Source organism: Actinomadura sp. 6N118 (assembly GCF_044326415.1).
Taxonomy (GTDB): Bacteria; Actinomycetota; Actinomycetes; order Streptosporangiales; family Streptosporangiaceae; genus Spirillospora.
The window spans coordinates 77,029-103,328 of sequence record NZ_JBIRAZ010000027.1 but is presented as its reverse complement, the minus strand read 5'-3'; the positions used below and the strand labels follow the sequence as shown (position 1 = coordinate 103,328).

The window sequence follows — 26,300 nt, the reverse complement described above, 5'->3', positions numbered from 1 at the left end:
TTGACCAGCAGTTTGGGAGGGCGATGTCACATCCCGTGCGGCTGTCCCGTCGTAGGAATGACCTGGAAAAGGCCCGCTGTCGGGCCGGAGCTGTAAGGGAAGGCCGTTCATGGCTCGCATCTCGCTGGACCCCCCGAGGACGCGCACCTACCGCCTCGGCACGTGGCTGACCCGCAAGAAGTTCGGCAAGGAGCTCGACCCCGGCCGTGCCATGGGCCATCACATGGGAGTGTCGACCGCGTACGGGATCCTCGAAGCCCAGGTGCTGCGGTGGAAGGCCCTGCCGCACCGGCTCAAAGATCTCGCCTGCATGGCTGCGGCGGTCAGGATCGGGTGCTCGTGGTGTGTGGACTTCGGCACGTGGGATGCCAACATGCACGGGACGCCGCTGGAGAAGATCGAGGCGGTGCCGCACTGGCGCGACAGCGAGCTGTTCGAGGAGGACGAACGCCTGGTCCTGGAGTACGCGGAGGCCATGACCGCGGACCCGCCCGAGGTGACCGACGAGCTGACCGAGGCGCTGCGCCGGCATCTGACCGAGAAGCAACTGGTAGAGCTCACCATGATCGTGGCGCTGGAGAACCTGCGGTCGCGGTTCAACGCGGCGGCCGGTCTGACGGGCCAGGGCTTCAAGGACAGGTGCGAGATCCCGGCCGGCGACGCATGAGGGGTCCATGACCCGTTGACGGAGACGCGTGAGAAGCTCGTGTTCGTGAGCGACGTCGCGGCCGAAGTGTTCCAGGAATACCGGAATCTGCTGTTCGCGGTGGCCTACCGGATGCTGGGCACGGCGGCGGACGCCGAGGACGCGGTGCAGGACGCCTGGCTCAAGTGGTCCGCGGCTGACCGTTCGGACGTGGCGGACCCCAAGGCGTACCTGATCCGGATCACGACCAATCTCGCGCTCGACCGGCTGCGGTCCGCGCAGGTGCAGCGCGAGACCTACGTCGGCCCGTGGTTGCCCGAGCCGATGCTGACCTCGCCGGACGCCGCCGAGGGAGCGGAGCTGGCCGAGTCGGTGTCGATGGCGATGCTGGTCGTGCTGGAGACCCTGAGCCCGCTCGAACGGGCCGCGTTCGTGCTGAGGGAGGTCTTCGGCTTTCCGTACGCGGAGATCGCCGAGGCGCTGGACCGGTCGGAGGCCTCCGTCCGGCAGCTCAGCACGCGCGCCCGCAAGCATGTCGAGGCGCGGCGGCCGAGGTTCGAGGCTGATCCGCGGGAGCGGCTCAAGGCCACCGAACGGTTCCTGGACGCGACCATGGGCGGCGACATCAACCGGCTGATGGAGATCCTCGCTCCGGACGTCGCGTTGTGGACCGACGGCGGCGGCAAGGTCAGGGCCGCCCTGCGGACGATCCACGGCGCGGAGAAGGTCGCGCGCTGGCTCGCCGCGGTCGGCGGCCAGCCCTACGCGGGAGTCGACCCGAGCGACTGGCGGGTTCGGACCGTGCTGCTGAACGGGAATCCCGCGCTGGTCATCGACGGGCCCGCGGGGCCGATCACCACGCTCTCGGTGGACATCAACGACCAGGGCCGGGTCGGGGCCATCCATCTGGTGGCCAACCCGGACAAGCTCCAGGCGATCGCGGAGGGCCAGGAACTGCCGCTCTAGCGGCGGGAGCCACGCGGCGCTAGCGGGGGTGCTCCCTCCCCCGAGTGCTCCATCCACCACGTGGGGAGCGTCACTGGTCGACCTTGCGCTTCTTGCCCCCGAACATGCGGGGCGGCGGCCCGGCGGTCGTCGCCGGGGTCGGGACGGGCCGTACGTGCGCGTAGTCGCCGGTATAACCGCCGGGTGACTCGGTGATCTCGTCCGTCGGCGTGAGGCGGATGATGTACGACTCGTTCGCCCACCGTTCGATCTGGCCCTCGTGGCTTGAGGCGTTCAGCCGGTCCTTGGCCATCAGCGGCGCGACGGTGTCCCACAGCTCGGAGCCGGGCTCCACGGGCTCGCACGCCGCGATGAACGAGACGAGCCGACCGCCCTTGTCCTTGCTCCGCAGCGTCACGAGAATCCGATCGGCCTCGGGCAGGCCGGGCAGCGGTTGCTCGCCCTCGCCGCCGGTGAGCACGTACGCGGCGCCGTCGTGCCAGAGGTGCCAGGCCGCGCGCGGCTGTGACAGCCCCGGCAATGCGAGCCACAGCAGCCCCGACTTCTTGGCCGCCTCCTCAACCAGCGCATCACCCATGCCGCCAGCGTCTCACAACGGCGGCGGGAGGCGAACGGCCACGCGGCACGCCCGGTGGATAGCATCCGGGCCATGCGATCGCGACGTACCACGCTGGCAGTTCCGGGCAGCAACCCGCGTTTCATCGAGAAGGCGCAGGGACTGGCGGCCGACGAGATCTTCCTCGACCTGGAGGACGCGGTGGCGCCCGCCGCCAAGGAGGACGCGCGCAAGAACGTGGTCGCCGCCCTCAACGAGGGGGAGTGGGCGGGCAAGGTCCGCGTCGTCCGGGTCAACGATCTGGAGACCGAGTGGACCTACCGGGACGTGATCGAGGTCGTGGAGGGCGCTGGGGCGAACCTCGACTGCGTGATGTTGCCCAAGGTGCAGGACCCGTCCCACGTGCAATGGCTCGACCGGCTGCTCACCCAGATCGAACGCGCGATGGGGTACGAAGCGGGCCGCATCGGCATCGAGGTTCAGATCGAGGACGCGCGCGGGATGGTCAACATCGACGCCATCGCGGCCTCCTCGCCCCGGCTGGAGACGCTCGTCTTCGGCCCGGGTGACTTCATGGCCTCGATCAACATGAAGACCCTGGTGGTGGGGGAGCAGCCGCCCGGCTACACCGAGGGCGACGCCTACCACTACATCCTCATGCGGATCTTGATGGCCGCCCGAGCCCACGACCTGCAGGCGATCGACGGGCCGTACTTCAACGTGCGCGATGTGGAGGCGTTCCGGCGCGTCGCGCAGCGTTCGGCCGCCTTGGGCTTCGACGGCAAGTGGGTGCTGCATCCCTCGCAGGTCGAGGCGGGCAACGAGGTGTTCTCCCCGGCGCAGGACGACTACGACCATGCCGAGCTCATCCTCGACGCGTACGACTACTACACCACGGTGGAACGCCGCGGCGCCGCCATGCTGGGCGACGAGATGATCGACGAGGCGTCCCGGAAGATGGCCCTGGTCATCGCCGCCAAGGGCCGAGCCGCCAGCCTGGAACGGACGAAGATCTTTCAGCCACCCGCCTAGCCAGTCCGGTTCGCCGGTTTCGCCACGTACGATTTCAGGTAAGGGTGGGGCTCTACGAGGAGGTCGCGCGTGTCGGACCCGGCGGACGTCAACGGCTGGGCGCCGCCGGACTCGGGGACGGCGAGCCCGTCCCCTGACCGGGCACCGCAACAGCCTCCGTCCCAGCCCACCCAATATCCGCAGCCCTACGGCCAGCCGTACGCAGGCCAGGCCCAGCCGTACGCCGAGCAGCCTCAGCCGTACGCCGGGCAGGCTCAGCCATACGCCGGGCAGCCTCAGCCGTACGAAACGCCCTACGGTGACCTGCCACAGGCCTATGGCGGACCCGTCTATCCGGGATACGACCCGCCGGTAAAGCGGTCATGGGCCGTGCCACCCCGGGACGGGGTCAGGTACCACCAGGTCGCCCGGAACGAGGTCCACCGCTGGTGGCGGCCGCTGGTCGGCTCGGTACTGATCGTCCTCGCCGCCCTGGGGGCGATGATCGGGCTGATGGTCATCGGGGCGATCGTGTACTCGCTGGTCAACGGCGGGGTGTACGAGCCGAGCGGCGACGGGTTGTTCGGCGACGACACGGCCGACCTGGCCTTCCAGCTCGGCTCCCTGGCCATCCTGCTGCCGCTGGTGCCGCTGGCGGCGTTCTGCGTGCAGCGCCGCAGGCCCGGCACGGTCTCGTCCGTCACGGGCAGGCTCCGCTGGAAGTGGCTGCTGGGCTGTTGCGGCGTGGCGATCGCCTTCTGCGTCGTGTCGGTCGCCTGCTCGTGGGCGGCGTCCCTCGTCGTGACGGACCCCGATCCCGCCAAGACGCCGGAGAAGTGGGTCGGCTGGGACGACTTCCTGCTGCCCGCCGTGATCATCATCGTGCTGGTGCCGTTCCAGGCGGCGGCCGAGGAGTACATCTTCCGCGGCTGGCTGCTCCAGGCGATCGGCTCCTGGACGCTGGAGACCCGTACCGGCAAGGCCGGCCGCGCGTTCAGCGTGATCTTCCGCACGCCCTGGCCGGGGATCGTCATCGGCGGGGCGCTGTTCACGGCGGGTCATGGCTACACGAGCTGGGGCGTTCTCGACGTGTTCCTCTTCGGCGCGATCCTGGGCTGGCTGGTGGTCCGCACCGGCGGCCTGGAGGCGGCGATCGCCGTGCACGTCTTCAACAACCTGATGGCGTTCCTGCTCCCGGCCGCCATCGGCAAGCTGGACATCGAGCAGGGGTCGGTGCCGTGGCAGTACGTCGTGGCCGATGTGGCGCCGATGCTCCTCTACGCCGTGGTCATCGTCTGGATGGTCCGCCGGTTCAAGGTGCAGACCACCACCGCGAGCCCGGTCGAGGAAAGCGACCCTTCGCCGTTCACTCCTGAAGTGATCGGACGCTGAACGACTCGTACCGCACCGTCATCGTCGCCGTGGAGCCCGCCTCCGAGATGGCGGCGGTTCCGCAGGCGCCTGCCCCGTGGGGCCGCGCCTGGTCGTCGTAGGTGGCGACGAGCCGCCCGTTGACCCGCAGCTTCAACCGGGTGACCCCATCCCCGAACCGGCACTCGGCTTCCATCCGGTTCTCCCCGTCGGTGATGCCGGGAGCCTTCTGGAGCGGTCGCAGCTCCTGCCGCGACCCGTTCTGGAACTCCTTCACGATCCCCGCCGTGCGCGCGTTCGTGAGGTAGAAGTCATACCGGTTGGTCGCCTGCGTGACCGGGTTGCCCCCACACCAGATCCCGTACGACCCGGCCCCACCCTGCAGCCGTACCCGCGCCACCACCCGGACATCCCCCATCTCGTTCGCCTTGACCGGCGCCGTGGCGGCCATGCCCCGGTCGGGCGGCAACTGGTGCAGGTACCCGCCATCGAAGTAGCGGGCCACCCCGTCGCTGTGCTCCCGCTCCAGCCATCCGCGCTTGGAGTCGAAGTCATCCTCGAACGAGGCAGACCCCGAACGCCCATTACCCGCGGAGACGACATAGACCACCCCGACCACGACCAACGCGCAGACGACCGCCCCCAACACGAGCCACCCCACCCGAGGCGCCTCAAGCTGCTCCTCGCCCTCCCGCTCAAGAAAATCGAGACGAGTCTCCTCAACCGCAGACTGTTCATACGTAACAGGCTGATCGTCAGGCATGCCCTCGTCATGAGCCGCGAGCTGGTCGCGCGCCCCAGACTGGTCGTGTGGCGCGCTGTGGTCACGCGACGCGGCCTGGTCGTGCGACGCGGCCTGGTCGTGCGCCGCCACCTGATCGTGCGGCCCGAGCTGGCTCTGAGCCTCAGGCTGGTCATGGGGCGCGACCTGATCGCGCGATATGGGCTGGTCGTGCGGTGCGGCCTGGTTCCCCAGGGCGGCCTGGTCGTGCGGCGCTGCCTGGTCCCTCAGGGCGGCCTGGTCGTGTGCCTTGGGCTGGTCGTGCAGCGAGGCCTGGTCGCGCGAAGTGGTCAGATCGTGCGGCGCGGGCTGGTTGTCCGGGTGGGGCTGCCCGTTGGGTACGGGCGCGGCCTCCTCGGGTGATAGGGACGGGGGTTGGGCCAGGGGGTTGGGCTGCGCTTCGTGGGCCACCAGGACGTCGATCAGGTCACGGGCGGTCGGTCGGCGGTCGGGGCGTTTGTCCATGGCCCGGCTGACGATGAGGGCGAGGCTGTCGGGGAGGCCGGTCAGGTCTGGGCGTTCGTGGACGAGGCGGTAGAAGACCTCGGGGGTTGAGCGGCCGAACGGGGGGTGGCCGGTGGCGGCGAAGGCCACGACGGAGCCCCAGGAGAAGACGTCGGAGGCGTGGGTGACCCGCTCGCCCCGGGCTTGTTCGGGTGACATGAACGGGGGAGTGCCGATCGCGACGTCGCCCGTGATGGGGGTGGACTCGGCCAGGCGGGCCACGCCGAAGTCGATGACCTTGGGGCCCTCCGGGGAGAGGATCACGTTGCCCGGTTTGAGGTCGCGGTGGGTGACGCCGGCGCGGTGGATCGCGGTGAGGGCCACGGCGGTGCCGACGGCGACCGATTCGAGCCTGGCGCCGATCAAGGGGCCGTTCGACTTGACGGCCTGCCAGAGGGTGTTGCCCTCGACGTACTCGGTGACGATGTAGGCGAGGTCGCCCTCGATGGAGGCGTCCAGGACCGGGGCGGTGCAGAACGGGGCGACCCGGCGGATCGCCTCCACTTCACGTTCGAAACGGACCTGGAAGCCGGACTCGGCCACCCAGCCGGGGTTCATCACCTTGACGGCGACGAACTCCCGGTCGGGGGCATGGGCGAGATAGACGACGCCCATGCCCCCTGCCCCGAGCCGCCGTACCACCTCGTAGGGACCCACCTGGGATGGGTCAAAGGTCGCCAGTGAAGTGCTCCTTAGGGCTTGTCCGGGTCGGCGGGGGCGACCGGGAAACGTTCGTTCTCGATCGTGATCGCACCGGCGCCCGGATCGAGGATGGGGGCGGTTTGGGAACTCTGGCCGTTGTTGACCATCCCGACCTGGGCTCCGCTCGGCAGGACGATCCAGCCGCCGACGAGCTGCGCGCCCGCGGTCGTCCGGGCGGCCGCGCGGTACAGGCCGGACGGCGCCCTGACCACCGGGGCGCGGAAGCCCATCACGCGTTGCTGGGAGAGGCTGGCGGCACCGATGACGGTGTCGCCCTGGACTGATCCGGTGAGGATTCCTTTCTTGCCTTGCAGGCGGATCAGGCCTTCGGGATAGACCTTGCCGCGCAGCCAGGCCTCCAGGGTGCGCCCGTCGCAGACGTACGCGATCGCGTTGCTGCCCTTGACGGTCAGCGCCACGACGGCGCGGCTGCCGGACACTCTGGAGGCGAAGGTGGCGTTCGCCGATTGCGGGATCGGCGGGGGTGCGGGGGCCGCCGTGGTCGCCGTGAGCGGCGGCGGCGGTGATTCGTCCGGTTTCCGGTCCGAGGAAACGGTCCGGACGAGCACGGTGGTGCCTGTGATGATGAGGATCGCAAGGCCGGCGAAAAGCGCCAGGAGCGGTCCTGTCCTACGCATGGTTTCTCGACCCCTGATGTCGCGTCATTCCACGACACCAGCGATGCGATGGCGGCGCAAGACGCGGCGGTGGCCGAGAGCGGGCGTGATCGCGTTGAACGTTCTGCGAGGTCCGCCGCGTGCAGCCCTACAGAAGACCCCAACTCCTGAGGGCGTCGAGGAGTCCGGGGACGGTGGGGAGAGAGAGCAGCTCGTCGGGCGTCACCCAGCGCGCGTCGGCCGCGTCGTCGCCCGCGCGGAGCGGGGTGGAGGCGGCAGGTCTCGCGGCGTAGTCGTGGATCTCGTACGTGACGCCGCCGGGCCCGGGCCTGTCCACCGTGCCGACCAGCGTTCCGACGGACACGTCCAGGCCCGTCTCCTCCTTGAGCTCGCGGGCCACCGCGGCGGCGTCGGACTCGCCCGGCTCGACCCTGCCTCCGGGGATCGTCCAGAGTCCCTCGCCCGGTGGAGTGCCACGGCGCACGACCAGCAGCCGACCGGTCTCATCGTGGACGATTCCCCCTACGCAGCGCACACGCATGCCCTCATTTTGTCCGCTCTTTGCCGTACCTACCAGCAAGAACTTGACGGGACGAAATCTGCCACGCACCCTTGGTACTCATGAGGGCGGAGCCCACCTGCCCGCGTTGCGGCGGACCACTGCACGCGCCGAACCTCTGGTCGAGCGACTGGAGCTGCGGCGTGCACGGCGTCGTCCTCCCCCGCCAACCTGCCAAGAGACCCGGCCCGGACGGGCTCGCCGCCGTCCTGCGGGACATCAGGGTCCCGGTCTGGACGCCATGGCCGTTGCCCCTGGGCTGGCTGGTCACCGGATTCGTGACGGTGGGTGACGACCGCAGCGGGGGACGCGCCGCGGCGGTCGCCCTGTCCGGTCCCGGGCTGCTCTCCGGCCCGGCCGACATGCTCCTGATCGCTGAGGAGCCGGGCATCGGGCTCGGTGCCTACTACGCCGGGCTGAAGAACGGCCCCGATCCCGGTACCGGCTTCGACAAGGGCCCGCCGCACGCCAAGATCGAGGTGAACGGGCCGACCGCGACCTGCGGCCATTCCGTGCCGATGTGGGCGGTGCCGTCGCCCGAGTCCGATCGTGCGGTCTACGTCGGCGAGGCCATGGCCAACTGGCTGTGGGTGGTGCTCTGGCCCGCGGACGCCGGCGTGTTGATGCTGGAGCGCCCGCAGCTGCTCGATCTGCGTGAGCCCGGCATGGACCTCGACCTGCCGTTCGGTGCCTACAGCCCGCGCCTGGACGAGTAGTAGTCCCCGGCGATGATCTCTGAGCGGCTCCCTGTGGGCCGCTGCGCGCGGTAGGGTGCGGAACGTGGACGCGCGCATCGAGACCGTGGTGACGTCAGGGAAGACGACCCTGGACGGCACCGAGTATGACGTCGAGAACAACACCTACATCGTCGGTGATGACGACGGGGTCATCGTGATCGACCCGGGCTTCGACTCCGAGGCCATCCTCAAGGAGGTCGGAGACCGCGAGGTCATGGCCGTCATCTGCACCGACGGCAACGAGCACCACCTGATGTCGGCGCTCGAAGTGGCCGCCGCGGGCGAGGAGGACGAGGAGTACTGGGCGCCGGTGGCGCTGCACCGCTCCGATCGCCTGCTCTGGCGTGACTACTTCGGCCGCCTCGCCAAGGACGAGGAGGACGAGGCGGACGCCAAGGCGCTGCGGTCCCTCGAACCCGACATCTGGCTCGAGGACGGCGGCACCTTCGAGATCGGCGGTGCCCAGCTGGAGATCATGCAGACCCCGGGCAATACCCCCGGCAGCGTCAGCATCATCAGCGAGCAGCTGGGCGTGCTCTTCTCCGGCGACACCCTGCACCGCGGCCGTCCCGGCTCGATCGGCGGCGCCTACGAGGACCTGCGCAAGCAGCTCAACTCGATCGGCGCCATGCTCACCCCGCTGCCCAAGGACCTGCGCGTCCTGCCGGCACAGGGCGAGGAGACCACGGTCGGCGAAGAGGACGCCCGCTGGGAGAGCTGGGGCGCACTGGCCACCGAACGCGACGACGACTGAGCCGCACACCGACGTTCGGGGACCGACGTGACCGCCGAGCAACTCGGCTTCGAAGGCATGCCGCGACGGCTCTACACCTGCACGCCCTCGCGGCTGAACACCTGGCTTGACTGCCCCCGGCGGTACCGGATGACCTATCTGGACCGTCCGGCGCCGCCCAAGGGGCCGCCGTGGGCCCACAACAGCGTGGGCGCCAGCGTGCACAACGCCCTGGCTGCCTGGTGGCGCCTTCCCCTCCAGGAGCGGACGACCGCCATGGCGGGCGTCCTCCTCATCCGAGGCTGGCTCACCGAAGGCTTCCGCGACCCCTCGCAATCCGCCCAGTGGCGCGAGCGTGCCCGCGAGATGGTCGAACGCTACGCCGCGGGCCTGGACCCGGCCGACGAGCCGATCGGCGTCGAACGCACCGTCGCGACCCGCACAGACCGGATCGCGGTCTCGGGCCGCATCGACCGGCTCGACGACCGCGGATCGGAGCTCGTGGTGGTCGACTACAAGACCGGCCGCCACATCCTCACCGCCGACGACGCCCGCGGCTCTCTGGCCCTGGCGATCTACGCCGTGGCGGCCTCCCGCGTCCTGCGCCGTCCCTGCCGCCGCGTGGAGCTGCACCACCTTCCCACCGGTGAAGTAGCCGTCTGGGAGCACACCGACGAGTCACTCGCTCGCCACATCCGCCGCGCCGAGCAGATCGCCGCCGAGGCATCCGCCGCAGACGAGGCGTACAAGACCAAAATCCCCCGCCCCCGCCAGGGTGACGCCACCTCCGTAGACCACACCCCATACGACGAGGTCTTCCCGCCCAGGCCAGGCAACCTCTGCGCCTGGTGCGACTACGCCCGCCACTGCCCCGAAGGCCGCGCCGCAGCCCCCCGCAAAGACTCCTGGGCAGCCCTCCCAATAGAAGGCCCCTGATTGGCCGCCTTGCTGGCGACGTCGCGGAATTCCTTGGCCACCCGACATCCCCCGCTCAAAACAAAGATCACGGCCCAGCTAGGAGGATCATGACAATCCCCCTGCCCCAGCCCGCACGCGAGCGCGCGAACGGGTCGTGAAGCGAGCCGAAGGCGAAGCTTCACGAGAGATCGCGAAGCGATGCCGCGCTCGCCGATTGCACGATTGACCCGCGAGCCGCCAGGCGAGCGGGTCAGGTCGTGGAATCAATAAACACAGGCCAGCGGCGGGGGTCCCTTAGTCCGTAGAGGCCTTTGCTCAGGTCGTAGCCGTCGGCGGCCAGGCGTTGCCGAGCGCGTTCCAGCATGTCGCGGGTGGGCTTCATGAAGGCGTAGTCGTGCAGGCGCTCTGGGACGGTGCTCATGGCCGTGCGGAACGACCTTAGGGCGGCCGTTACGGCGGGCTGGGGGACCTCGGGCAGGGCGCCGTACATCTGGCGTGCCCAGTCCGGCAGCGAGTAGTAGCAGAGCGCGCCGAACGGGAAGTAGCCGGGCTTGCCGGGGGTCAGGAATTTCAGGTTGTCCGGCATGGCCGGCCACATCAGGAACTTCACCGTCGCCGCGGCCTCCTCCGTGACGCGGAGGTGCGGGCGCATGGAGGCCAGATAGTCCTCCATCTCGGCCACGCTGCCAGGCACGTCTTCGGCATGCAGACCTACGTACGTGGCGGTGCGGCGCTGCTCATCGAGGTAGCGGTCGGCCATCGCGTCGGTCAGCGGCAAGCCGGACCTGCGGGCGACCTCCAGGTAGGAGTAGACCTCGGCGCAGTGAACCCAGCGCAGCAGCTCAGGCTGGTCGAGGCGTTCCTTCTTGCCGGTGTCGTGGTTGAGGATGCGCAGGCTGCGATGGATCCCGCGGACCTTGGCGGACAGCTCGTCGATCTCCTCGTGGCTGCCGAACGTGGCCACGCCCACGAAGTCGGCGGTGCGCTGGAGGCGTCCCAGCGGGTCGTCCTGGAAGTCGGAGTTCTGCCAGACGCCCCACATCGCCATCGGGTGCAGTGCCTGGAGCATGAGGCTGCGGACTCCGCCGATCCACATGGACCGGTCGATGTGGACACGCCAGGTGACGCTCTCGGGTGGCGCAACGGTCGCCGACATTCCCCACCTCGCAGGTGTGTGAGACAAACTTAAGTAAGTGTGTCATTACATCGCGAGGTGTGCATCATCGCCTGGACGTGAGCAGGATCACGTCAGAAGACGCGGCGTTCGGCCTGGTTCCAGAAGTCGGTGAGGGCGCTCGCCGTGGTCTCCGGGGCCTCCACGGCGGGCGAGTGGGCCGCGCTGGGGATCACGACCTTGGCGGCGTCGAGGCGTTCGGCCATGGTGGCCTGCACGCGGGGATCCCAGACGTCGTCGTCCTCCCCGTACAGCACCAGGACAGGCACGCCCGCGTCCTCGATGGCCTTGGCCAGGTCGTCGACCCGGTCCGGGGCCGACAGAAGCTCGCCTGCCATGCCGACCAGTCCCTGTGGGCAGTTGCCCAGCGTGCGTGCCTCCAGGAACGCGAGGATCTCCTTGGGGACGCCGCGTGCCACCGCGTCCGGGCCGATGCTCACGGCCCAGATCTGGGCCAGGCCGAGCTCCGGGATGGCGTCCCGGAGCGCCTCGGCCTTGGCCGCGGCCGGGCCGGTGAGGCCACCTGGACCCGAGCTCATCAGCGTGTACGAGACGGGCCGGATCCGCCCCGAGATCAGCGGTTCGCGGGTGACGAGGCCGCCGAACGAATGGCCGACGAGGTGCACCGGGTCGGGCCCCAGCGCCTCGGCCAGCGCCGCGATGTCCTCGCCCAGCGCCGTCCGGGTGTAGGCGGTGGGATCGTCCGGATTGCCCTTGCTCTCGTACTGTCCGCGCATGTCGACGGCCACGACGCGGCGGCCGGCCCGGGCGAGCGTCTCCAGGACGGAGATGAAGTCCTCTTTGCTGCCGGTGAAGCCCGGGACGAGCAACGCGGGACAGCGCTCCGCCACGCCGGAGCCGGGCAGCGCCTCAAGCGCGGCGAACGGGCCGCGCGTGGTCTCGACAAAGGTCCGCCGCACACCGGTTGGCAGCTTCAGGAACCGGGGGGTGCTCATCGTTTCCCGGCCCCCTCACGGGACTGCGCCGGGGAATCGGACAAGCTCAGGAACCGGGGCTTACTCACAGGGGGCCAGCGTACTAAATACGCAGGACCGGACACCGGTAAAGGTTCTTTGGTGGTAGCGTCACGATCATGGTGACGGCGATCTCCGCGCACCGCCGGGACGAGGCGGGACGCGCCGGGCTCCATGAGGCGGTGGCCTCCGGCGCCGAGTACGTCGAGATCGACGTCCGCCGCACCGGAGACGGCGAACTGGTCGTGCATCACGATCCGGACGTGGCCGGGCAGAGGCTGAGCCGCCTCCCGTTCGAGCGGCTCGCCGATCTGGCCGGCCGGCCGGTGCCCCTGGTGTCCGAGGCCGTGGAGATCATCGCGGCGGGCGGGGTCAAGGGGCATCTCGATCTGAAGGAACGCGGCTGCGAGACCGAGATGGTCGAGCTGGCGCTGGAGGCGTTCGGCCCGGACGACTTCGTGGTGACCACCAGGGACGCCGCCTCGATCGGCTTGATCAAGAAGGCGTACCCCCGGGTCGTGACCGCGCTGTCGATCGGGCGCAGCTGGTGGGAGTGCGGCGTGGTGAACGACTTCGCGCCGATCCGCCGGATCAGGCAGAGCGGTGCCGACATGGTCGCCCTCAACTTCCGGCTGGCCAGGGTCGGGGTGCTGGGCCAGTGCGCCCGTGCCGGGTTCCCGGCCATGATCTGGACCGTGAACGGCGAGCCCCTGATGCGCCGCTTCCTGGGCGATGCAAGGGTGGCCGTGCTGATCACCGACCACCCCCGCCGCGCTCTGACCCTCCGCGCGGACGCCTGACCCGGACGCCAGACGGTCAGGTGCTCTTGGCCAAGGTGAGCAGTTGTGCGTGCAGGTCCCGGATGCTTGTGGCATGCAGGTCGAACGTGTCGTCCGGGCCAGGCGGGTCGCCGTCAGGGCGAGGCACATACGCAGTGCGCATGCCCGCAGCTGCGGCCGCTCGCAGATCCCAAGCATGGGCGGCCACCTTGAAGGGCGGGTCTGAACCGGCGGGCACGCTCGCCATGGCCAGCTCGTAGATCCCTGGAGCCGGCTTGTAGGTGCCCGCGTCCTCGCCGGAGAGCACCTGGTGCCACCGCAGCCCGGATCTGCCACTGAGCCCGGTGAGGACACGGCGGCTGGCGTTCGACAGACCGAGCACCATGAAATCGGCAGAAAGAAGGTCAAGGCCGTCAACAGTGTCCGGCCAGGGCTGCAGCCACTCGGATGCGTCGGCGAGGCCGGCGACGGAGCCGGGAGGCAGAAGACCCTCACCGGCCAGCCAGGTCAAGGCGCCGGCATCCAGTTCGTGGCTGGGGGCGAACGCACGGCGGCCATCGATGATCTCGCGCTCCTGCGCGGAGACGTGGTCAATCCATAGACGGACGACGTTCGCGGCGGCCCCGCTCTCGATCCCGGCCACCGCGGACACCCGTCGTGCGAGGCTCCCAGCGTGATCCACCAGGGTGCCCAGAACATCAAAGACAACGGCCGGCGGATTCGTCCCCTTCCACGCATGCTCCATGATCACATCGTAGTCACGCCCGCCACGGGCCGGTCAGCCGGACAGGCTGGTCAGCCGGACAGACTGGGGCGGCCGTTCTCGACATGGCCCATCAGGCGGCGCCGGAACGTGGCGTCCCCCGAGACCTTGATCTCGACGTCGTACCAGCCGTGATCGGTGTTCCAGCGGACCTTGCGCTGCTTGCCCGGCTTGACCTTCACCTGGCGGTCGCGCTTGGCGTAGGCGAGGGCCTTGAGGGTGAACGTGACCTCCTCGTCGCCCGTGTTCTTCAAGAAGATCCAAACGTCGCGGCCACCGTTCGCCTGCGGTAGGGACGTGACGTCGGCGCCGCCACGGGCGGTCCCGGCGAACTCGCGGCGGAAGCCGTTCGGGCCGATGAGGACGAGGTCGTACGCGTCGCCGCCCGGCTTGATCTCCTGCTCGAGCTTGCGGGCGACGTCGAAATGCCGCGGCTTGGGCAGCTCTCCGGCGTACGGGTAGAGCGAGAAGTGCACGCTCTCGATGCCGGTGTTGGTCAGCGACAGCCGGAGGGTGCCCTTGGCGACGCTGAGGGAGGCCTCGGGCTGGTAGGGGAGCGGACGCGCCCGCCGGGTGCCCGGCTCGGGCGCCGGCATCTTCTGGTCGGCGGGCGGCGTGGGCTTCCAGCGTCCGGTGAAGGCGGGCACCGCGCTGGGCTGCTCGACCGAAGGCCGGCGGCCCGCGGAGGCGAAGTCGAACGCCGAGGTCAGGTCGCCGGAGACCGTGCGGCGCCAGTCACCCATGTCGGGAGCCCTGACCCCGAGCCACTTCTCCATGAACTGCGTCATCGACGTGTGGTCGAAGACCTGCGAGCACACGTATCCGCCGACCGTCCACGGCGAGACGACCGTCATCGGGACGCGAAAGCCGAATCCGATCGGATCCCCGTTGTAGTACTCGCCGGTCACACTCTCTGGCGGTACCGGCGGTGGCACGTGGTCGAAGAGCCCGTCGAACTCGTCGTAGGTGATGAAGAGGGCGGTCGTGGCCCAGATCTCCGGATCCGAGGCGATCGCGTCGAGGATGTCGTACGTGATCCGGGCACTCTGGATCGGCGAGGACGCGCTCGGGTGCTCGGAGTCGGCCGCCGAGGGCACCAGATAGGAGACCGCGGGCAGCTTCCCGGCCTTGATGTCGGCGCGGAAGTCCGCAGCCAGCCCACCGGCAGGAACGCGACGCAGCCCGCGCTCAAAAAGCCCGCGCTCGGCCGGGGGCAGCTTGGCGACGCCCTCGTCCAGCCGCGCCTGCATCTGCTTGCGCTTGGCCTCGTCCGCCCGCAGGAAGGCGGAGTAGAAGCTGTCCATGCTCTTGAAGTCGCCCTGCAGCACCTTACGGGCGATCTCCTTGAACTTGACGAAGAACTCCAGGTTGTTGTCCTGGTAGTTGTCCCACTCCTGGTAGACCTTCCAGGACACCCCGGCCTTCTCCAGCTCCTCGGCGTACGTGGTCCAGTCGTAGCCCGCGTGGGTGTCCTCGCTGTACGCGTCGTTCTCGATCGCACGCTTCGTACTGCCCGGCTCATAGCCGGTGTGACCGGAGACGAAGTAGTTGCGGTTCGGGCTTGTCGAGCTGGGCACCGAGGAGTGATAGGCATCACAGATCGTGAACGTGTCGGCCAGCTCGTACTGGAGCGGAATGTCACGGCGTTCCACGTAGGCCATGGTCGCCGGGGTCTTGGCCGGGATCCAGCCGCTGTTCCAGCCGTCCGCCCGTGCCTCATGACCGTCGGACCAGCCGTGCGGCAGCGAGCCCATCCACTGCAGGTCCTTCTTGGCCAGCTCGGCGGCGGTGCGCAGCGGGAAGGGCAGCACGGCGCCGGTGCCGGCGCCGTCCGGCTGCTCAAAGATCGATTTGCCGGTGGGGAGCGTGATCGCGTTGCGGTCGCCGAAGCCCCGCACGCCGCGCAGCGCGCCGAAGTAGTGGTCGAACGACCGGTTCTCCTGCATCAGCAGGACGACGTGCTTGATCGCCTTGAGCCCGCCGGGGCGGACGGGCCGTGCCAGCGCCTGGTGCACCGAGGGAGGCAACACCGACGCGACGGCGGCGCCACTGGCGACAGTGGCGCTGGAGGCGAGGAACTTACGGCGAGAGGGACCGTGACCTGTGCTCATGCCGAGAACAGTCGACCGGGCCGGTTAAGGGACGAAGGCGATCATCCGTCCACCCGGTGACGGGCACACGAGACCTTCCCAGAGCACGAGGCCTTCACAGAACACGAGGCCTTCCCAGAGCACGAGGCCTCCCAGAACGCTGACCGGCGGAGAAACAGAACAACTGCAAGATCACGTTTCTGGGTGGGCGTGATCTTGCAGCTGTCAGGTGGACCGGGCGGGCGTCAGGCCGACTTGGCCTCCGCGGTCTCAGAGGTGGCCTCGGCCATCGGCTTGCCGTTGCGGGTGCGACGGCGGGAGCGAGTCCGGGTGCGGGCGGGCTTGTCGCCCTCCGCGGTGGTCACCGTCTCCGGCGCGGGCACGATGCCGGCGTCGGCCTGCTTCGTGCCGGTGGCGGCGTCCTTGCCACCGTCCGCAGCGACACCTTCGACGGGCTTGCCGCCGCGCGTGCGGGAGCGGGAACGGTTGCGCCGGGGCCGGCGGGTCCGCTCGCCCTCGTCACCGCGGTCACGGTCACGGTCCCGGCCGCCCCGCTCACGGGAGCGGGTCTTGCCGGTCTCGCCGATGTCCTCGAGCTCCTCGGCGTCCAGGCCGGCGCGCTCACCGCGCTGCTCCTTGGGCAGCTTGCCCTTGGTGCCGGCCGGGATGCCCAGCGCCGCGAAGAAGTGCTCCGAGGTGGAGTAGGTCTCCTCCGGTGCGGCGAACGGCAGGTCGAGGGTGCTGTTGATCAGCTTCCACCGGGTGAGGTCGGCCCAGTCGATCAGCGTGACCGAGACGCCCTCCTTGCCCGCGCGGCCGGTGCGGCCGATGCGGTGCACGTAGGTGTCGGCGCTGTCGGGGCACTCGAAGTTGACCACGTGCGTGACGTCGTCGACATCGAGCCCGCGGGCCGCCACATCGGTGGCCACCAGCACGTCGATCTTGCCGTTGCGGAACGCGCGGAGTGCGCGCTCGCGCTGGCCCTGGCCGAGGTCGCCGTGCACGGCCGCGGCGTCGAAGCCGCGCTGGACCAGGTCGGACGCGACCCGGTCACAGGCCCGCTTGGTCTGGCAGAAGACCATGGTCAGCCCGCGGCCCTCGGCCTGCAGGAGACGGGCCACCATCTCCGGCTTGTCCATCTGGTGGGCCTGGAAGACGTGCTGCGCGACCTGCGGAGTGGCCTCCGACTCGGCGTGCGACTCGGCGCGGACGTTGGTCGGCCGGGTCAGGTACTTGCGGGACAGGGCCACGATCTCGCCCGGCATGGTGGCCGAGAACATCATGGTCTGGCGCTGCGCCGGGACACGCTCGATGATGCGCTCGATGTCGGGCAGGAAGCCCAGGTCGAGCATGCGGTCGGCCTCGTCCAGCACCAGCACGCCGACCTGCGAGAGGTCGAGATGCCTCTGCTTGACCAGGTCGAGCAGCCGGCCGGGCGTGCCGACGACGACGTCGACGCCCTCGCGGAGCGCCTCGATCTGGGGCTCGTACGCGCGGCCGCCGTAGACCGACAGCACGCGGGTGCCGAGCTTGCCGCCGGCGACCAGGAGGTCGTCGGTGACCTGGAGAGCCAGCTCACGGGTGGGCGCGACCACCAGGGCCTGGGGCTTCTTGCCGCCGTGCGTGATCCGCTGCAGCAGCGCGACGCCGAAGGCCAGGGTCTTGCCGGTGCCCGTACGGGCCTGTCCGATGATGTCGTGGCCGCCCAGCGCGATCGGCAGGGCGAGCTCTTGGATGGGGAATGCTTCCACGATGCCCTCGGTCTCGAGCGCATCGGCTATCTCGGGTACGACCCCGAGTTCACGAAAGGTAGTCAGGACTTTCAGCCTCCATAGTGCGGGGTCCTCGCTCCCGGTGGCGGCGCTGCTCCTGGCCCGCCTCCGCCGGTATCCGGCCGTTCGCCGGTCTCCGGTGGATCGGGCCGCCTAGGGACACGATCCGTACCGGCAGGGCCCCATCTGCTGGGGCGTTCCCGCCGGTCGCTTCTCGTGGCCGCGCGCTCGCGCGGGAGGGACCAGCCGTCAATCAATTCTTCGGCGACCGCAGTCAGGGGTTGAAAGCAGTCACATTGCGTGGCTGCGTGCGGTCACACTCCGCGACGCAGTGTACCGGCCGTTGATTCCATACACCAATAGCCGATCACTGGTCTCAACGGTTCCCATATCCGATCTATTCCATGCGCTGCGCTGGGTACCCGTGCGGACGGGCGGGCAACCCTCTCTGATCGTCCGCATGCGGCCACAGATCCTGCCATCCTGGGGGCGCCGGAATTGGGTGGGATACGTAGTCCCAGGGCGGAGGTACAGACGGATGCGCGCGGGTTTGAAGAACGCGGGTTTGAAGGACGTCGTGGCCCTGGCGGCCGTGACCCTCATGGTGGCCGGAGCCGCCGGATGCTCGTCTTCGGACGACAAGGGGGGCGGCGGTGATCCGGTGAAGGGCACCATCGTCCTGACCGACAACTCCGCGTACGCCGACAAGCTGGTGAAGTTCCAGGAGGCCGAGTACGTCAAGATCGCGGGGCTGCCCGACCAGGCGGCCGCCAAGACGGTCAACGACGCGCTGCGCGGCCCGCTCGACTGGTCGGTCAAGTGGGCGTCCGCCACCCTGCTGCCCGAACAGCGCACCGAGTGCAAGGGCCGGTCGAGCGTCATCCAGACCAAGGTCCGGCTGGGTCTGCGCAAGGGGGAGATCATCTCGGCCTCCAACAGCATCCAGATGATCCCCTGTTTCGAGGGGGAGGGCGGGTTGCCGAACGTGCCCGTGACCGTGGACGTCAAGGCGGGCAAGGCGCTCACGGCCGACGACGTCTTCGATTCCAAGACCCTGGAGAAGAAGGGGCTGAAGAAGCTCTGGGACGCGCTCTCCGGTCCCAAGGACGACTGGAAGGACTGCGAGCTCGACGACATCCAGAAGAAGGACTTCTCCCCTGGCAAGCGGGACGGCGACCCGATCGAGTCGCCCGCCCCCGCCGGGGTCCTGTTCACCGAGCAGGGCATGGAGCTGATCTGGTCGACCACGGGCACCAGCTGCAACAACTTCACGTTCACCGCGCCGTACGACAAGGTCAAGGACATGATCAACAAGGACCTGTATCCGCGGCTGCTGGCGGGCGCGGCCGCCAAGTGACCTGGCGGGTCGAAGGCTTCACGGAGCTCCGCGAGCTGGGCAGGGGCGGCCAGGGCCGGGTGGTGCTCGCCCGGCACGACACCGCGGGCACACCGGTCGCGATCAAGTACCTGGACCGGCGGCAGGGCGATCAGCGGGAGCTGGAACGGCTGCGCGGCGAGGCCGTGATGCTCGGCCGGGTCACCGATCCGCACGTGGTCCGGCTCTACCGCTTCGTCATGAACGACTCCGGTGCCGCCCTGGTGATGGAGGCGGTGAACGGGGTCTCGCTGCGGGAGATCCTCAAGGAACACGAGGCCCTGGAGCCCGAGGCCGCGCTGAGCGTCCTCAAGGGCTCCCTGCTGGGCCTCGCGGCGGCCCACGGCGTCGGAGTCGTCCACCGCGACTACAAGCCCGCCAACGTCGTCGTACAGCCGGACGGCCTCAGCAAGCTCATCGACTTCGGGATCGCGGCGTCGGCGGGAGACGGCGCGACGGGTGGCACGCCCGCCTACATGGCGCCCGAGCAGTGGCACGGCAGGCCCGCGACACCGGCCACCGACGTCTATGCCGCGACCTGTGTGTTCTTCGAGTGCGTCACGGGCCGCCGGCCTTACCTCGGTGACGGGCTCGCCGCCCAGCACCGGGAGGCGCCGATCCCCGTGGAAGACGTCCCGGAAGGGCTGCGCGAGCTCCTGGCCCGGGGCCTGGCCAAGACGCCGGAGGAACGCCCACCGGGTGCCGCGGCGTTCCTGAACGAGCTGGAGACGGCCGCGAACGCCGCGTACGGCCCCGGCTGGGAGGACCGGGGTGTCCGGGCGCTCGCGGTGGCCGCCGTCGCGCTGGCGGCGCTCCTGCCGGTGGGCGCGGCCGTCCTCGGATCCGGCGCGGCGGGCGGCGCCGTCGCGAGCGGGGCCGCTGCCGGAGGAGCAGCCGGCGGCGCTGCTGGTGGCGCTGCTGCGGGCGCCGGCGCCGGGGGTGCGGGTGCTGGCGGTCTGGGCGCGGGCCTGCTGGCCACCACCGGGGCCAAGGTCGCGGCCGCCGTGATCACCGCGTCGGCCGTCGCGGCGGGCGGTGCGGGCGTCTACGCCGCCAACGACGGCGGCTCGGGCGGCGGCTCGCGGCCCACCACCAAGGACACTCCGCTCGCCTTCCGGCCGGTCAGCGAGACGCGGACGCTGGCCTCACCTGCGATCACCTATACGCTCCGGTTCCCGCAGGTGGACGGGCTCGGGAACGCGGCGGTGCAGGCCGGGGTCAACAAGGCGCTGCGCGCCCCTGTGGACCGGTGGATGGCCTCCGCCCACAACGACATCCGGGCGTTCGGCGACACGGCCGGCAGCCACCGCCCGTCCTCGGCGTACGAGACCGGGCTCTCGGGGCCGCGGCTGATGTCCGTCCGCTACACCTTCGCGGACACGCAGCGGAACACGGGCCATCCCGACGTGATCACTGTCGATCTGGCAACCGGACGCGAGCTGACGAGCCGTGACCTGCTCCGGCCCGAGGTGATGGGCCTGGCGGGGACCAAGGCACTGATCCGCCGGCTCATGAGGAACGGCCTCGCCGCCCAAGAGGGGTGCAAGGGAAGCAGCGGGGATCCCGAGTCGGAGTGGGACATCCCGGCCGACCGCCTGGCCGGAAAGGGTGTCTTCTCGCTCCTGCTGACCAGCCGGCGCGTCGAGATCAGCGTCCCGATGTTCATGCTCGGCTACGACATGGCCTGCCACCGGTCCGCCCCGTTCGCCAAAATCCCTTACACCCAGCTGCGGGACGTGCTGCGTCCCGAGATCCTCCAGCGCATCGGCGCATGAACGTCGGCGCCTGAAGGCGCATGAGGGCGCATGAAGGTCGGCGCATGAAGAAGGCCCCCGCCGCAGGGGGTGGGGGCCCTCAGTTCAGTGCCGGTTTTCACCGGGTCAGAAGGTCCGTCGCCGGGCGCCCCAGCGGGTCCGTCCACCGCCACGCGTCTGCATCGCGGTGAGCGCGAACACGCCGGCTGCGGCGATGATCAGAGCGAAGACGAGCGCGACAAGGGTGCCCGCGCCCAGCGCGTCGGCCACCACGCCACCGAGGATCGCACCGGCGACACCGACGAGGATCGTCAAGAGGAAGCCGATGGGGTTCTTGCCGGGGACGAGGAGCCGGGCGACGGCTCCGATGATGGCACCGACGACGATGAACCAGAGGATCGTCGTGAGCATTGTCGATCACCATTCCATTTCGTGGGAGCGGCACTGGTGTTCCGCGTCCCGTGGTCGGCGATCGGTATGCCCGCTCTGCCCAGTTCAAACAAATCGCAGGTCAGGTGTACTGCGAGCCGCCGAACCCGACGGTCCGCCCCTCCTCTTCGGTGATCTCCAGATAGCCCACCCGGTCGGCCGGGATCACGACCCGGCCGTTGCGCTGGTCCTTGAGCACGAGGACCCCGCGCTCGGCCTGCAGCGCCTCGGCCAGCGCCTGCTGCACCTCGTCGGCGGTCTGCGAGGTCTCGACCACGAGTTCCTTGGGCACGAACTGGACGCCGATGCGAACCTGCACGCGATTGCTCCCCTGCTTCCGGCGGCTTGTGCTTCCGATCGTCGCACGGAGATCACCGAGTTCGCCGTCCGACGCCTTCGCCGCGAGCGAACTGACCTTCTCGCCAGCGTGTTTTCGCCAGCTTGTTCTTCGTCAGCTTGTCCGCGTCAGCTTGTGCGAGGGAATCCGGAGATGCCACGCCAGGCGAGACGGGCGATGATCTTCTCTGCGGTCTCCTTGGGGATGGCGCGGTGCTGGCCGAGCCAGTAGCGCGCGCTGACCTCGGCCATGCCGACCAGGCCCATGCCGAGCAGGTACGCCTCGTCGCTGGGGGCGTTGGTGTCCTCCTGGATCACCTGGGCCACCATCTCGGCGCACTGCTGGTTGGCCCGCTCGACCCGGGCTCGCACCGGGGCCACGTTGCGCAGGTCGGATTCGAAGACCAGGCGGTAGGCCTCGCCCTCGCCGGCCACGAAGTCGTAGAAGGCGGCCATGGCGGCCTGCACGCGCAGCTTGTTGTCCGTGGTGGACTCCAACGCGTCGCGGACCGTCTTGACCAGGCCTTCGGCATGTTCGTCCAGCAGCGCCAGATAGAGCTCCAGCTTGCCGGGGAAGTGCTGGTAGAGCACAGGCTTGCTGACGCCTGCCCGCTCGGCGATCTCGTCCATCGCGGCGGCGTGATAGCCCTGGGCGACGAACACCTCTTGGGCCGCGCCGAGCAACTGCCTGCGCCGCGCCAGTCGCGGCAACCTCGTGCCACGAGGGCGGGCGTCCGGGGTCGCGGTCACCACACTCTCCGATCACCGATCATTGCGGCGGGAGGGGTCGCCCGCCGCAGGGAATCAATCCCATCATCCTACGCGCCAGTAACCTCGCGGGTCACTAACAAACGCCAGGAGGGTGTTGCGCGCTCAGCGATAATCGTCGTCATCGATACGGATGACGCGCGCGTTCTCGACCGCGTCGGCCTCATCCGCGTCGAACGGAACCTCCTGAGGCCACTCCTGCTCGGTCTCCTCGTCGCCTTCGGCGGGCTCCAGCTGTTCCACGACGTCCGCCTCTGGGGCCTCGGGCGACAGTTCCTCCGGACCGTTCATCTCGCTCATCGTGAGTCCTCCTCCCACCAGATGATCATCCTTCAGCCCCCCGCCACCGCGATCGACGGACGACCGTCCTCCAGCCCCCGCCCACCACCATCAATGGACTCGCTTCGCTCAGCGCCATCAAACGACTCGCTTTGCTCAGCGCCTTATAGGCGCTCGGCCAGCTCCCGCAGCGGCGGCTCGATGGACTCACCGTACGTGGGGAACGCGTGCACCACGTCGGTGAGCACGCTCAGCGGGGTCTCCGCCCGGATGGCCAGCGCTATCTCGCTCATCCACTCCTCAGCGTAGAGGCCGACAGCGGCGGCGCCGATCAGCAGCCCGCGCGAACGGTCCGCGTAGAGCTCCACGCGGCCCCGTTCGTCTGCCTCCACTGCCGCTCTGGCGGTCGCGGCGAGATCGTACCCAGCGGTGAGCAGGTCGATGCCGAGTTCGTCCGCCTGGCTTGGGGAGATTCCGACGGAATAGACGGTGGGCGTGGTGTAGACGACCCGCGGAACGGCCCGGTAGTCGGCCTCCCAGCGCTTGCCCAGCACGTTCGAGACCACCACCCGGGCCTGATAGCGGGCCGCGTGGGTCGTCCGTGCGACGCCGGTGACGTCCCCGGCTGCCCAGATCCCGCCAGGCATCGGGCCGGTGGCCGGCTTCCCGTCCGGTGGCGACGCGGTCTGCTCCCCGTCCGGTGGCGACGCGCCTGGCTCCCCGTCCGGCGGCGACGTGACCCGCTCCCCGTCCGGTGGCGACGCGGCGGCGTCCGCGTGGACCTGGCAGGTCTCGTCGACCGGCACGCCCTGCCCTGGCGGCACGGTGATCCCGAGCCTCTCCAGACCCAGCCCTCCGGTCCGGGGCCGCCGCCCGGCGGCGATCAGGATCCTGTCGGCGTCGAGGGTCCCGCCGTCCGACAACCACAGCCGCAGGGCGAAGTCGGTGCGTTCGACGCGGGCCACGCCGGCCCCGAGCCGCAGGTCGACGCCCATCCGCCGGAGCGCGTCGGCGAGCACCTCGCCGGCGAACGGGGCCTCGGCGGTCAGCAACCGCCCGGCGGACTCGATGATCGCCACCTGCGAGCCGAACGACGCGTACACCTGGGCCATCTCGCAGCCGATCGGCCCGCCGCCCAGGATCACCAGCCGCCGGGGCAGGTCGGGTACGGACAGCGCCTCGTCGCTGGTCCATGTCGGTACGCCGGCCAGGCCGTCGACGTCCGGGACGGCGGGCTCGCTGCCGGTGCTGAGGACCAGATCGGTGTAGGTGTGCTCGGTCCCGTCCACGTCGATCACGCCGGGCTCGACGATCTTGCCCCAGCCGCGCAGCACGGTCACGCCTTCCTCCGCCAGCGCCGCGCTCGCGTTGTCGTCGTCCAGATGGGCGGTCAGCTCGTCCCGGCGGGCGGTGGCGAACTCCCAGGTCTCCCCGCGCCGGGCGGACGACAACAACGACTTGGACGGCAGGTCGGCGAAGTACGGGGCCTCCCCGCCGACCAAGCGGTTTTCGACGAGCGCCACGTCGCGCCCTGCCTGGGCGAGGCCGGCGGCCACGAGCTCACCCGCGGTCCCCCCGCCCAGCACCACGACGTCGTAGTGATGGTTCTCCGACAACTGATCTTCCCTCTCCGCGCAACCCGTGTCCCCGGTCCCTATGGTGGCGGAATTCGGTGCCGGAGAGTGCTGATTCGAACACATACGGCACGCTCGTACAGCGCAGAGCACCAATCGGGCCCACGCCGAGCCCAGCGCGTCCCTGCCCTTAGGGGAGGCGTTGCGGGTTGTCGAGAAGGGGGGCGAGCAGGTCTCCGTGCTCGTCCACCCGTTCCAGCACCTCCTCTGGAGAGAACGTCAAGTCGCTGGTCGAGCCGCAGCCCTCCAGTTCGTCCCAGGTGACGGGCGTGGAGACCGACGGGGACTGGGCTGCGCGCAGAGAGTACGGGGCGACCGTGGTCTTGGCCGGGTTGTTCTGGCTCCAGTCGACGAAGACCTTCCCCTTGCGGAGCCTCTTCTCCATCCGGCTGACGACCAGGTCACCGTGGGCGGAGGCCAGGCGTTCCGCGCACTCCTTGGCGTACTCGGAGGTCCGGTCGTTCTCCTTGATCGGCACGTACAGGTGCAGGCCCTTCTTCCCGCTCGTCTTGGGATAGGAATCCAGCCCGTCGCCGGCCAGCAGTTCACGGAGCAGATGAGCGACCTTGCAGGCGTCCATGATCGTCGCCGGAGCGCCCGGGTCCAGGTCGAACACCGTCAGGTCCGGGCTGTGCACGGCGCCGCGCGGCCCGACCTTCCACTGCGGCACGTGCAACTCCAGGGCGGCCATGTTGGCACACCACACCAGCGTGGGCAGGTTGTCGATGATGATGAAGTCGAGCTCCGTACGGCCCTTGGAGCTGCCCGGCGTCGGCAACGTCTGGGTGCGGATCCAATCAGGTGTGTGACTGGGCGCGTTCTTCTCGAAGAAGGAGCCGCCGTCCACCCCGTCCGGATACCGGATGCGGGTCGCCGGGCGGTCCTTGAGATGCGGCAGGATCGTCGGGGCGACCTTGACGTAGTAGTCGATTACCTCACCCTTGGTGAACGCCGGATAGAGGTTCTTGTCGAGGTTGGACAGCGCCAACTGCCGTCCCTCCACCTCGACGGCCACCTTCTTAGGGCTCACGGGTCACCTCGTGCGGGTCCTTGTCCGAACGGAGGCCGCGCCACGAAGGGAAGCGCAGCCGCCCGTCCTTGGTCTGCACTGCATAGGCGACCTCCCCGACGAGGTGCGGCTCAACCCATTGGGCGTCACGGGAGAACTCGCGGGGCACGGGCTCGTCGAAGGGGCTCGTCGGGCGCCGGATGGGCCACAGCCGCTGGTACAGCTCGTCCAATGCCCGGTCGGTGAAGCCCGTGCCGACGTGCCCGACGAAGCACAGCCGGCTCTTCTCGTCGTACACCCCGAGCAGGAGCGAGCCCACGCCGCCCTCCCGGCGGCCCTTGCCGGGCTTCCAGCCGCAGACGACGACCTCGCGGCTGAGGAAGTTCTTGACCTTGCGCCAGTGGTCCACTCGCCGGCCGGGCCGGTACGGGGAGTCGAGGCGCTTGGCCATGAGCCCTTCGAGCCGCTGCTCCTGGGTGAACTCCAGGAGCTCGGCGACCTGCTCGGCGTCCCCCGCGTGCAGGTACGGAGGTGCCTCCACGGGCCCCGCCGCAGCGAGGTCGAGCTCGGCCAGCAACGACCGCCGGTCGGCGTACGGCATGTCGTAGAGCAGGTGCCCGTCCAGGAAGAGAATGTCGAACACCACGTACCTGACCGGGACCTCCCGGATCAGGCGCTGGTCAGGACGGGGGACGTGCATCCGGCGCTGGAGGCGTTCGAAGCTGGGCCGCCCGTCCTCGAACGCCACCACCTCGCCGTCCAGGATCACGTCATGGTGGGGGAGGAGGTCGGCCAGCCCGGACAGCTCGGGATAGCGGCCCGCGAGCTCGGTGGTGCGGCGCCCGCTGGCCCGGACGCCCTCGGCGGAGACGTAGGTGATGACTCGGACGCCGTCCCACTTGAGCTCCAGGCCCCAGCGGTCGGCGTCCTCAGGCAACTCCCCGGTGTCGGCCATCATCGGTTGCACCGGCCACGGCATGGTCATAACCGCTCTTTACCCTTTGCCTGCTCATGGGAAAAGGATCTAGATGCCGATCTGGCGGAAATCGAATGGTTTGACGAT

The 26,300-nt window shown here is 69.6% G+C and carries 26 protein-coding genes; 10 read left to right on the top strand and 16 right to left on the bottom strand.

Annotated elements, in window-relative coordinates; translation table 11 throughout:
* The first annotated feature begins 109 nt into the window (after positions 1-109).
* Both ACH34W_RS46560 and ACH34W_RS46555 read left to right on the top strand, forming a co-directional pair.
* Positions 110-667: a carboxymuconolactone decarboxylase family protein gene (locus ACH34W_RS46560; protein WP_395967671.1), complete on the top strand. Its 558-nt coding sequence runs from the start codon at positions 110-112 to the stop codon at positions 665-667.
* 15 nt (positions 668-682) lie between these two features.
* On the top strand, positions 683-1,612 hold the full coding sequence (locus tag ACH34W_RS46555) for an RNA polymerase sigma-70 factor (RefSeq protein WP_395967670.1): 930 nt from the start codon (positions 683-685) through the stop codon (positions 1,610-1,612).
* A gap of 70 nt (positions 1,613-1,682) precedes the next feature.
* On the opposite strand, the gene ACH34W_RS46550 is transcribed toward ACH34W_RS46555, so the two are convergent.
* On the bottom strand, positions 1,683-2,189 hold the full coding sequence (locus ACH34W_RS46550) for a hypothetical protein (RefSeq protein ID WP_395967669.1): 507 nt from the start codon (positions 2,187-2,189) through the stop codon (positions 1,683-1,685).
* 72 nt (positions 2,190-2,261) lie between these two features.
* On the opposite strand from ACH34W_RS46550, the gene ACH34W_RS46545 reads away from it, so the two are divergent.
* Positions 2,262-3,200, top strand: coding sequence for an HpcH/HpaI aldolase/citrate lyase family protein (locus ACH34W_RS46545; protein ID WP_395967668.1), 939 nt, complete (start codon positions 2,262-2,264; stop codon positions 3,198-3,200).
* Between the two features lie 69 nt (positions 3,201-3,269).
* Positions 3,270-4,571 (top strand): lysostaphin resistance A-like protein, encoded by a 1,302-nt coding sequence (locus tag ACH34W_RS46540; protein ID WP_395967667.1) that lies wholly within the window; start codon positions 3,270-3,272, stop codon positions 4,569-4,571.
* Here ACH34W_RS46540 and ACH34W_RS46535 read toward each other — a convergent pair.
* The 3 genes from ACH34W_RS46535 to ACH34W_RS46525 all read right to left on the bottom strand — a co-directional run bounded on the left by ACH34W_RS46535 (position 4,546) and on the right by ACH34W_RS46525 (position 7,695).
* Positions 4,546-6,492: a protein kinase gene (locus ACH34W_RS46535; protein ID WP_395967666.1), complete on the bottom strand. Its 1,947-nt coding sequence runs from the start codon at positions 6,490-6,492 to the stop codon at positions 4,546-4,548. The two genes, ACH34W_RS46540 and ACH34W_RS46535, sit on opposite strands and share 26 nt — an antisense overlap.
* Before the next feature lie 35 nt (positions 6,493-6,527).
* Positions 6,528-7,175 (bottom strand): hypothetical protein, encoded by a 648-nt coding sequence (locus ACH34W_RS46530; RefSeq protein WP_395967665.1) that lies wholly within the window; start codon positions 7,173-7,175, stop codon positions 6,528-6,530.
* A 127-nt stretch (positions 7,176-7,302) separates the two neighbouring features.
* Complete coding sequence (locus ACH34W_RS46525) at positions 7,303-7,695, bottom strand: NUDIX hydrolase (protein WP_395967664.1); 393 nt, start codon at positions 7,693-7,695, stop codon at positions 7,303-7,305.
* 80 nt (positions 7,696-7,775) lie between these two features.
* On the opposite strand from ACH34W_RS46525, the gene ACH34W_RS46520 reads away from it, so the two are divergent.
* The 3 genes from ACH34W_RS46520 (at position 7,776) to ACH34W_RS46510 (ending at position 10,119) form a co-directional block, all read left to right on the top strand.
* A complete protein-coding gene (locus ACH34W_RS46520; RefSeq protein ID WP_395967663.1) occupies positions 7,776-8,429 on the top strand; it encodes a DUF6758 family protein in 654 nt (217 codons plus the stop codon).
* Positions 8,430-8,493: 64 nt separating this feature from the next.
* Positions 8,494-9,204 carry an MBL fold metallo-hydrolase gene (locus ACH34W_RS46515; RefSeq protein WP_395967662.1) on the top strand — a complete coding sequence of 237 codons (711 nt, stop codon included), beginning with the start codon at positions 8,494-8,496 and terminating at the stop codon, positions 9,202-9,204.
* A gap of 27 nt (positions 9,205-9,231) precedes the next feature.
* A complete protein-coding gene (locus tag ACH34W_RS46510) occupies positions 9,232-10,119 on the top strand; it encodes a RecB family exonuclease (RefSeq protein ID WP_395967661.1) in 888 nt (295 codons plus the stop codon).
* A gap of 232 nt (positions 10,120-10,351) precedes the next feature.
* Here ACH34W_RS46510 and ACH34W_RS46505 read toward each other — a convergent pair whose 3' ends face one another.
* Entirely contained in the window at positions 10,352-11,257 is a 906-nt protein-coding gene (locus ACH34W_RS46505) for an oxygenase MpaB family protein (protein WP_395967660.1), read from the bottom strand.
* Positions 11,258-11,349: 92 nt separating this feature from the next.
* Positions 11,350-12,231, bottom strand: a complete 882-nt coding sequence (locus ACH34W_RS46500; RefSeq protein ID WP_395967659.1) for an alpha/beta fold hydrolase — start codon at positions 12,229-12,231, stop codon at positions 11,350-11,352.
* Positions 12,232-12,368: 137 nt separating this feature from the next.
* Here ACH34W_RS46500 and ACH34W_RS46495 point away from each other — a divergent pair, with 137 nt between their 5' ends.
* Positions 12,369-13,049: a glycerophosphodiester phosphodiesterase gene (locus ACH34W_RS46495; protein ID WP_395967658.1), complete on the top strand. Its 681-nt coding sequence runs from the start codon at positions 12,369-12,371 to the stop codon at positions 13,047-13,049.
* 16 nt (positions 13,050-13,065) lie between these two features.
* Here ACH34W_RS46495 and ACH34W_RS46490 read toward each other — a convergent pair whose 3' ends face one another.
* The 3 genes from ACH34W_RS46490 to ACH34W_RS46480 form a co-directional block, all read right to left on the bottom strand.
* On the bottom strand, positions 13,066-13,773 hold the full coding sequence (locus ACH34W_RS46490; RefSeq protein WP_395967657.1) for an HAD-IA family hydrolase: 708 nt from the start codon (positions 13,771-13,773) through the stop codon (positions 13,066-13,068).
* A gap of 50 nt (positions 13,774-13,823) precedes the next feature.
* Positions 13,824-15,902 (bottom strand): phosphocholine-specific phospholipase C, encoded by a 2,079-nt coding sequence (locus ACH34W_RS46485; RefSeq protein WP_395967656.1) that lies wholly within the window; start codon positions 15,900-15,902, stop codon positions 13,824-13,826.
* Positions 15,903-16,126: 224 nt separating this feature from the next.
* A complete protein-coding gene (locus ACH34W_RS46480) occupies positions 16,127-17,632 on the bottom strand; it encodes a DEAD/DEAH box helicase (RefSeq protein ID WP_395967655.1) in 1,506 nt (501 codons plus the stop codon).
* Between the two features lie 559 nt (positions 17,633-18,191).
* On the opposite strand from ACH34W_RS46480, the gene ACH34W_RS46475 reads away from it, so the two are divergent.
* Both ACH34W_RS46475 and ACH34W_RS46470 read left to right on the top strand, forming a co-directional pair.
* Positions 18,192-19,010, top strand: coding sequence for a hypothetical protein (locus ACH34W_RS46475; RefSeq protein ID WP_395967654.1), 819 nt, complete (start codon positions 18,192-18,194; stop codon positions 19,008-19,010).
* Positions 19,007-20,803 carry a serine/threonine-protein kinase gene (locus ACH34W_RS46470; RefSeq protein ID WP_395967653.1) on the top strand — a complete coding sequence of 599 codons (1,797 nt, stop codon included), beginning with the start codon at positions 19,007-19,009 and terminating at the stop codon, positions 20,801-20,803. The genes ACH34W_RS46475 and ACH34W_RS46470 overlap by 4 nt, the downstream gene beginning before the upstream one ends.
* Positions 20,804-20,908: 105 nt before the next feature.
* Here ACH34W_RS46470 and ACH34W_RS46465 read toward each other — a convergent pair whose 3' ends face one another.
* The 7 genes from ACH34W_RS46465 to ligD (ACH34W_RS46435) all read right to left on the bottom strand — a co-directional run bounded on the left by ACH34W_RS46465 (position 20,909) and on the right by ligD (ACH34W_RS46435) (position 26,222).
* A complete protein-coding gene (locus ACH34W_RS46465) occupies positions 20,909-21,193 on the bottom strand; it encodes a GlsB/YeaQ/YmgE family stress response membrane protein (RefSeq protein ID WP_395967652.1) in 285 nt (94 codons plus the stop codon).
* Between the two features lie 100 nt (positions 21,194-21,293).
* Positions 21,294-21,530, bottom strand: a complete 237-nt coding sequence (locus tag ACH34W_RS46460) for a DUF3107 domain-containing protein (protein ID WP_151566255.1) — start codon at positions 21,528-21,530, stop codon at positions 21,294-21,296.
* Positions 21,531-21,676: 146 nt separating this feature from the next.
* Positions 21,677-22,297 (bottom strand): TetR/AcrR family transcriptional regulator, encoded by a 621-nt coding sequence (locus tag ACH34W_RS46455; protein WP_395967651.1) that lies wholly within the window; start codon positions 22,295-22,297, stop codon positions 21,677-21,679.
* Positions 22,298-22,420: 123 nt separating this feature from the next.
* Positions 22,421-22,615 (bottom strand): hypothetical protein, encoded by a 195-nt coding sequence (locus ACH34W_RS46450; RefSeq protein ID WP_395967650.1) that lies wholly within the window; start codon positions 22,613-22,615, stop codon positions 22,421-22,423.
* 143 nt (positions 22,616-22,758) lie between these two features.
* Positions 22,759-24,210, bottom strand: coding sequence for a dihydrolipoyl dehydrogenase family protein (locus tag ACH34W_RS46445; protein WP_395967649.1), 1,452 nt, complete (start codon positions 24,208-24,210; stop codon positions 22,759-22,761).
* A 148-nt stretch (positions 24,211-24,358) separates the two neighbouring features.
* Positions 24,359-25,258, bottom strand: a complete 900-nt coding sequence (ligD, locus tag ACH34W_RS46440; RefSeq protein WP_395967648.1) for a non-homologous end-joining DNA ligase — start codon at positions 25,256-25,258, stop codon at positions 24,359-24,361.
* Positions 25,248-26,222 carry a non-homologous end-joining DNA ligase gene (gene ligD, locus ACH34W_RS46435; protein WP_395967647.1) on the bottom strand — a complete coding sequence of 325 codons (975 nt, stop codon included), beginning with the start codon at positions 26,220-26,222 and terminating at the stop codon, positions 25,248-25,250. The genes ligD (ACH34W_RS46440) and ligD (ACH34W_RS46435) overlap by 11 nt, the downstream gene beginning before the upstream one ends.
* Positions 26,223-26,300 lie beyond the last annotated feature (78 nt).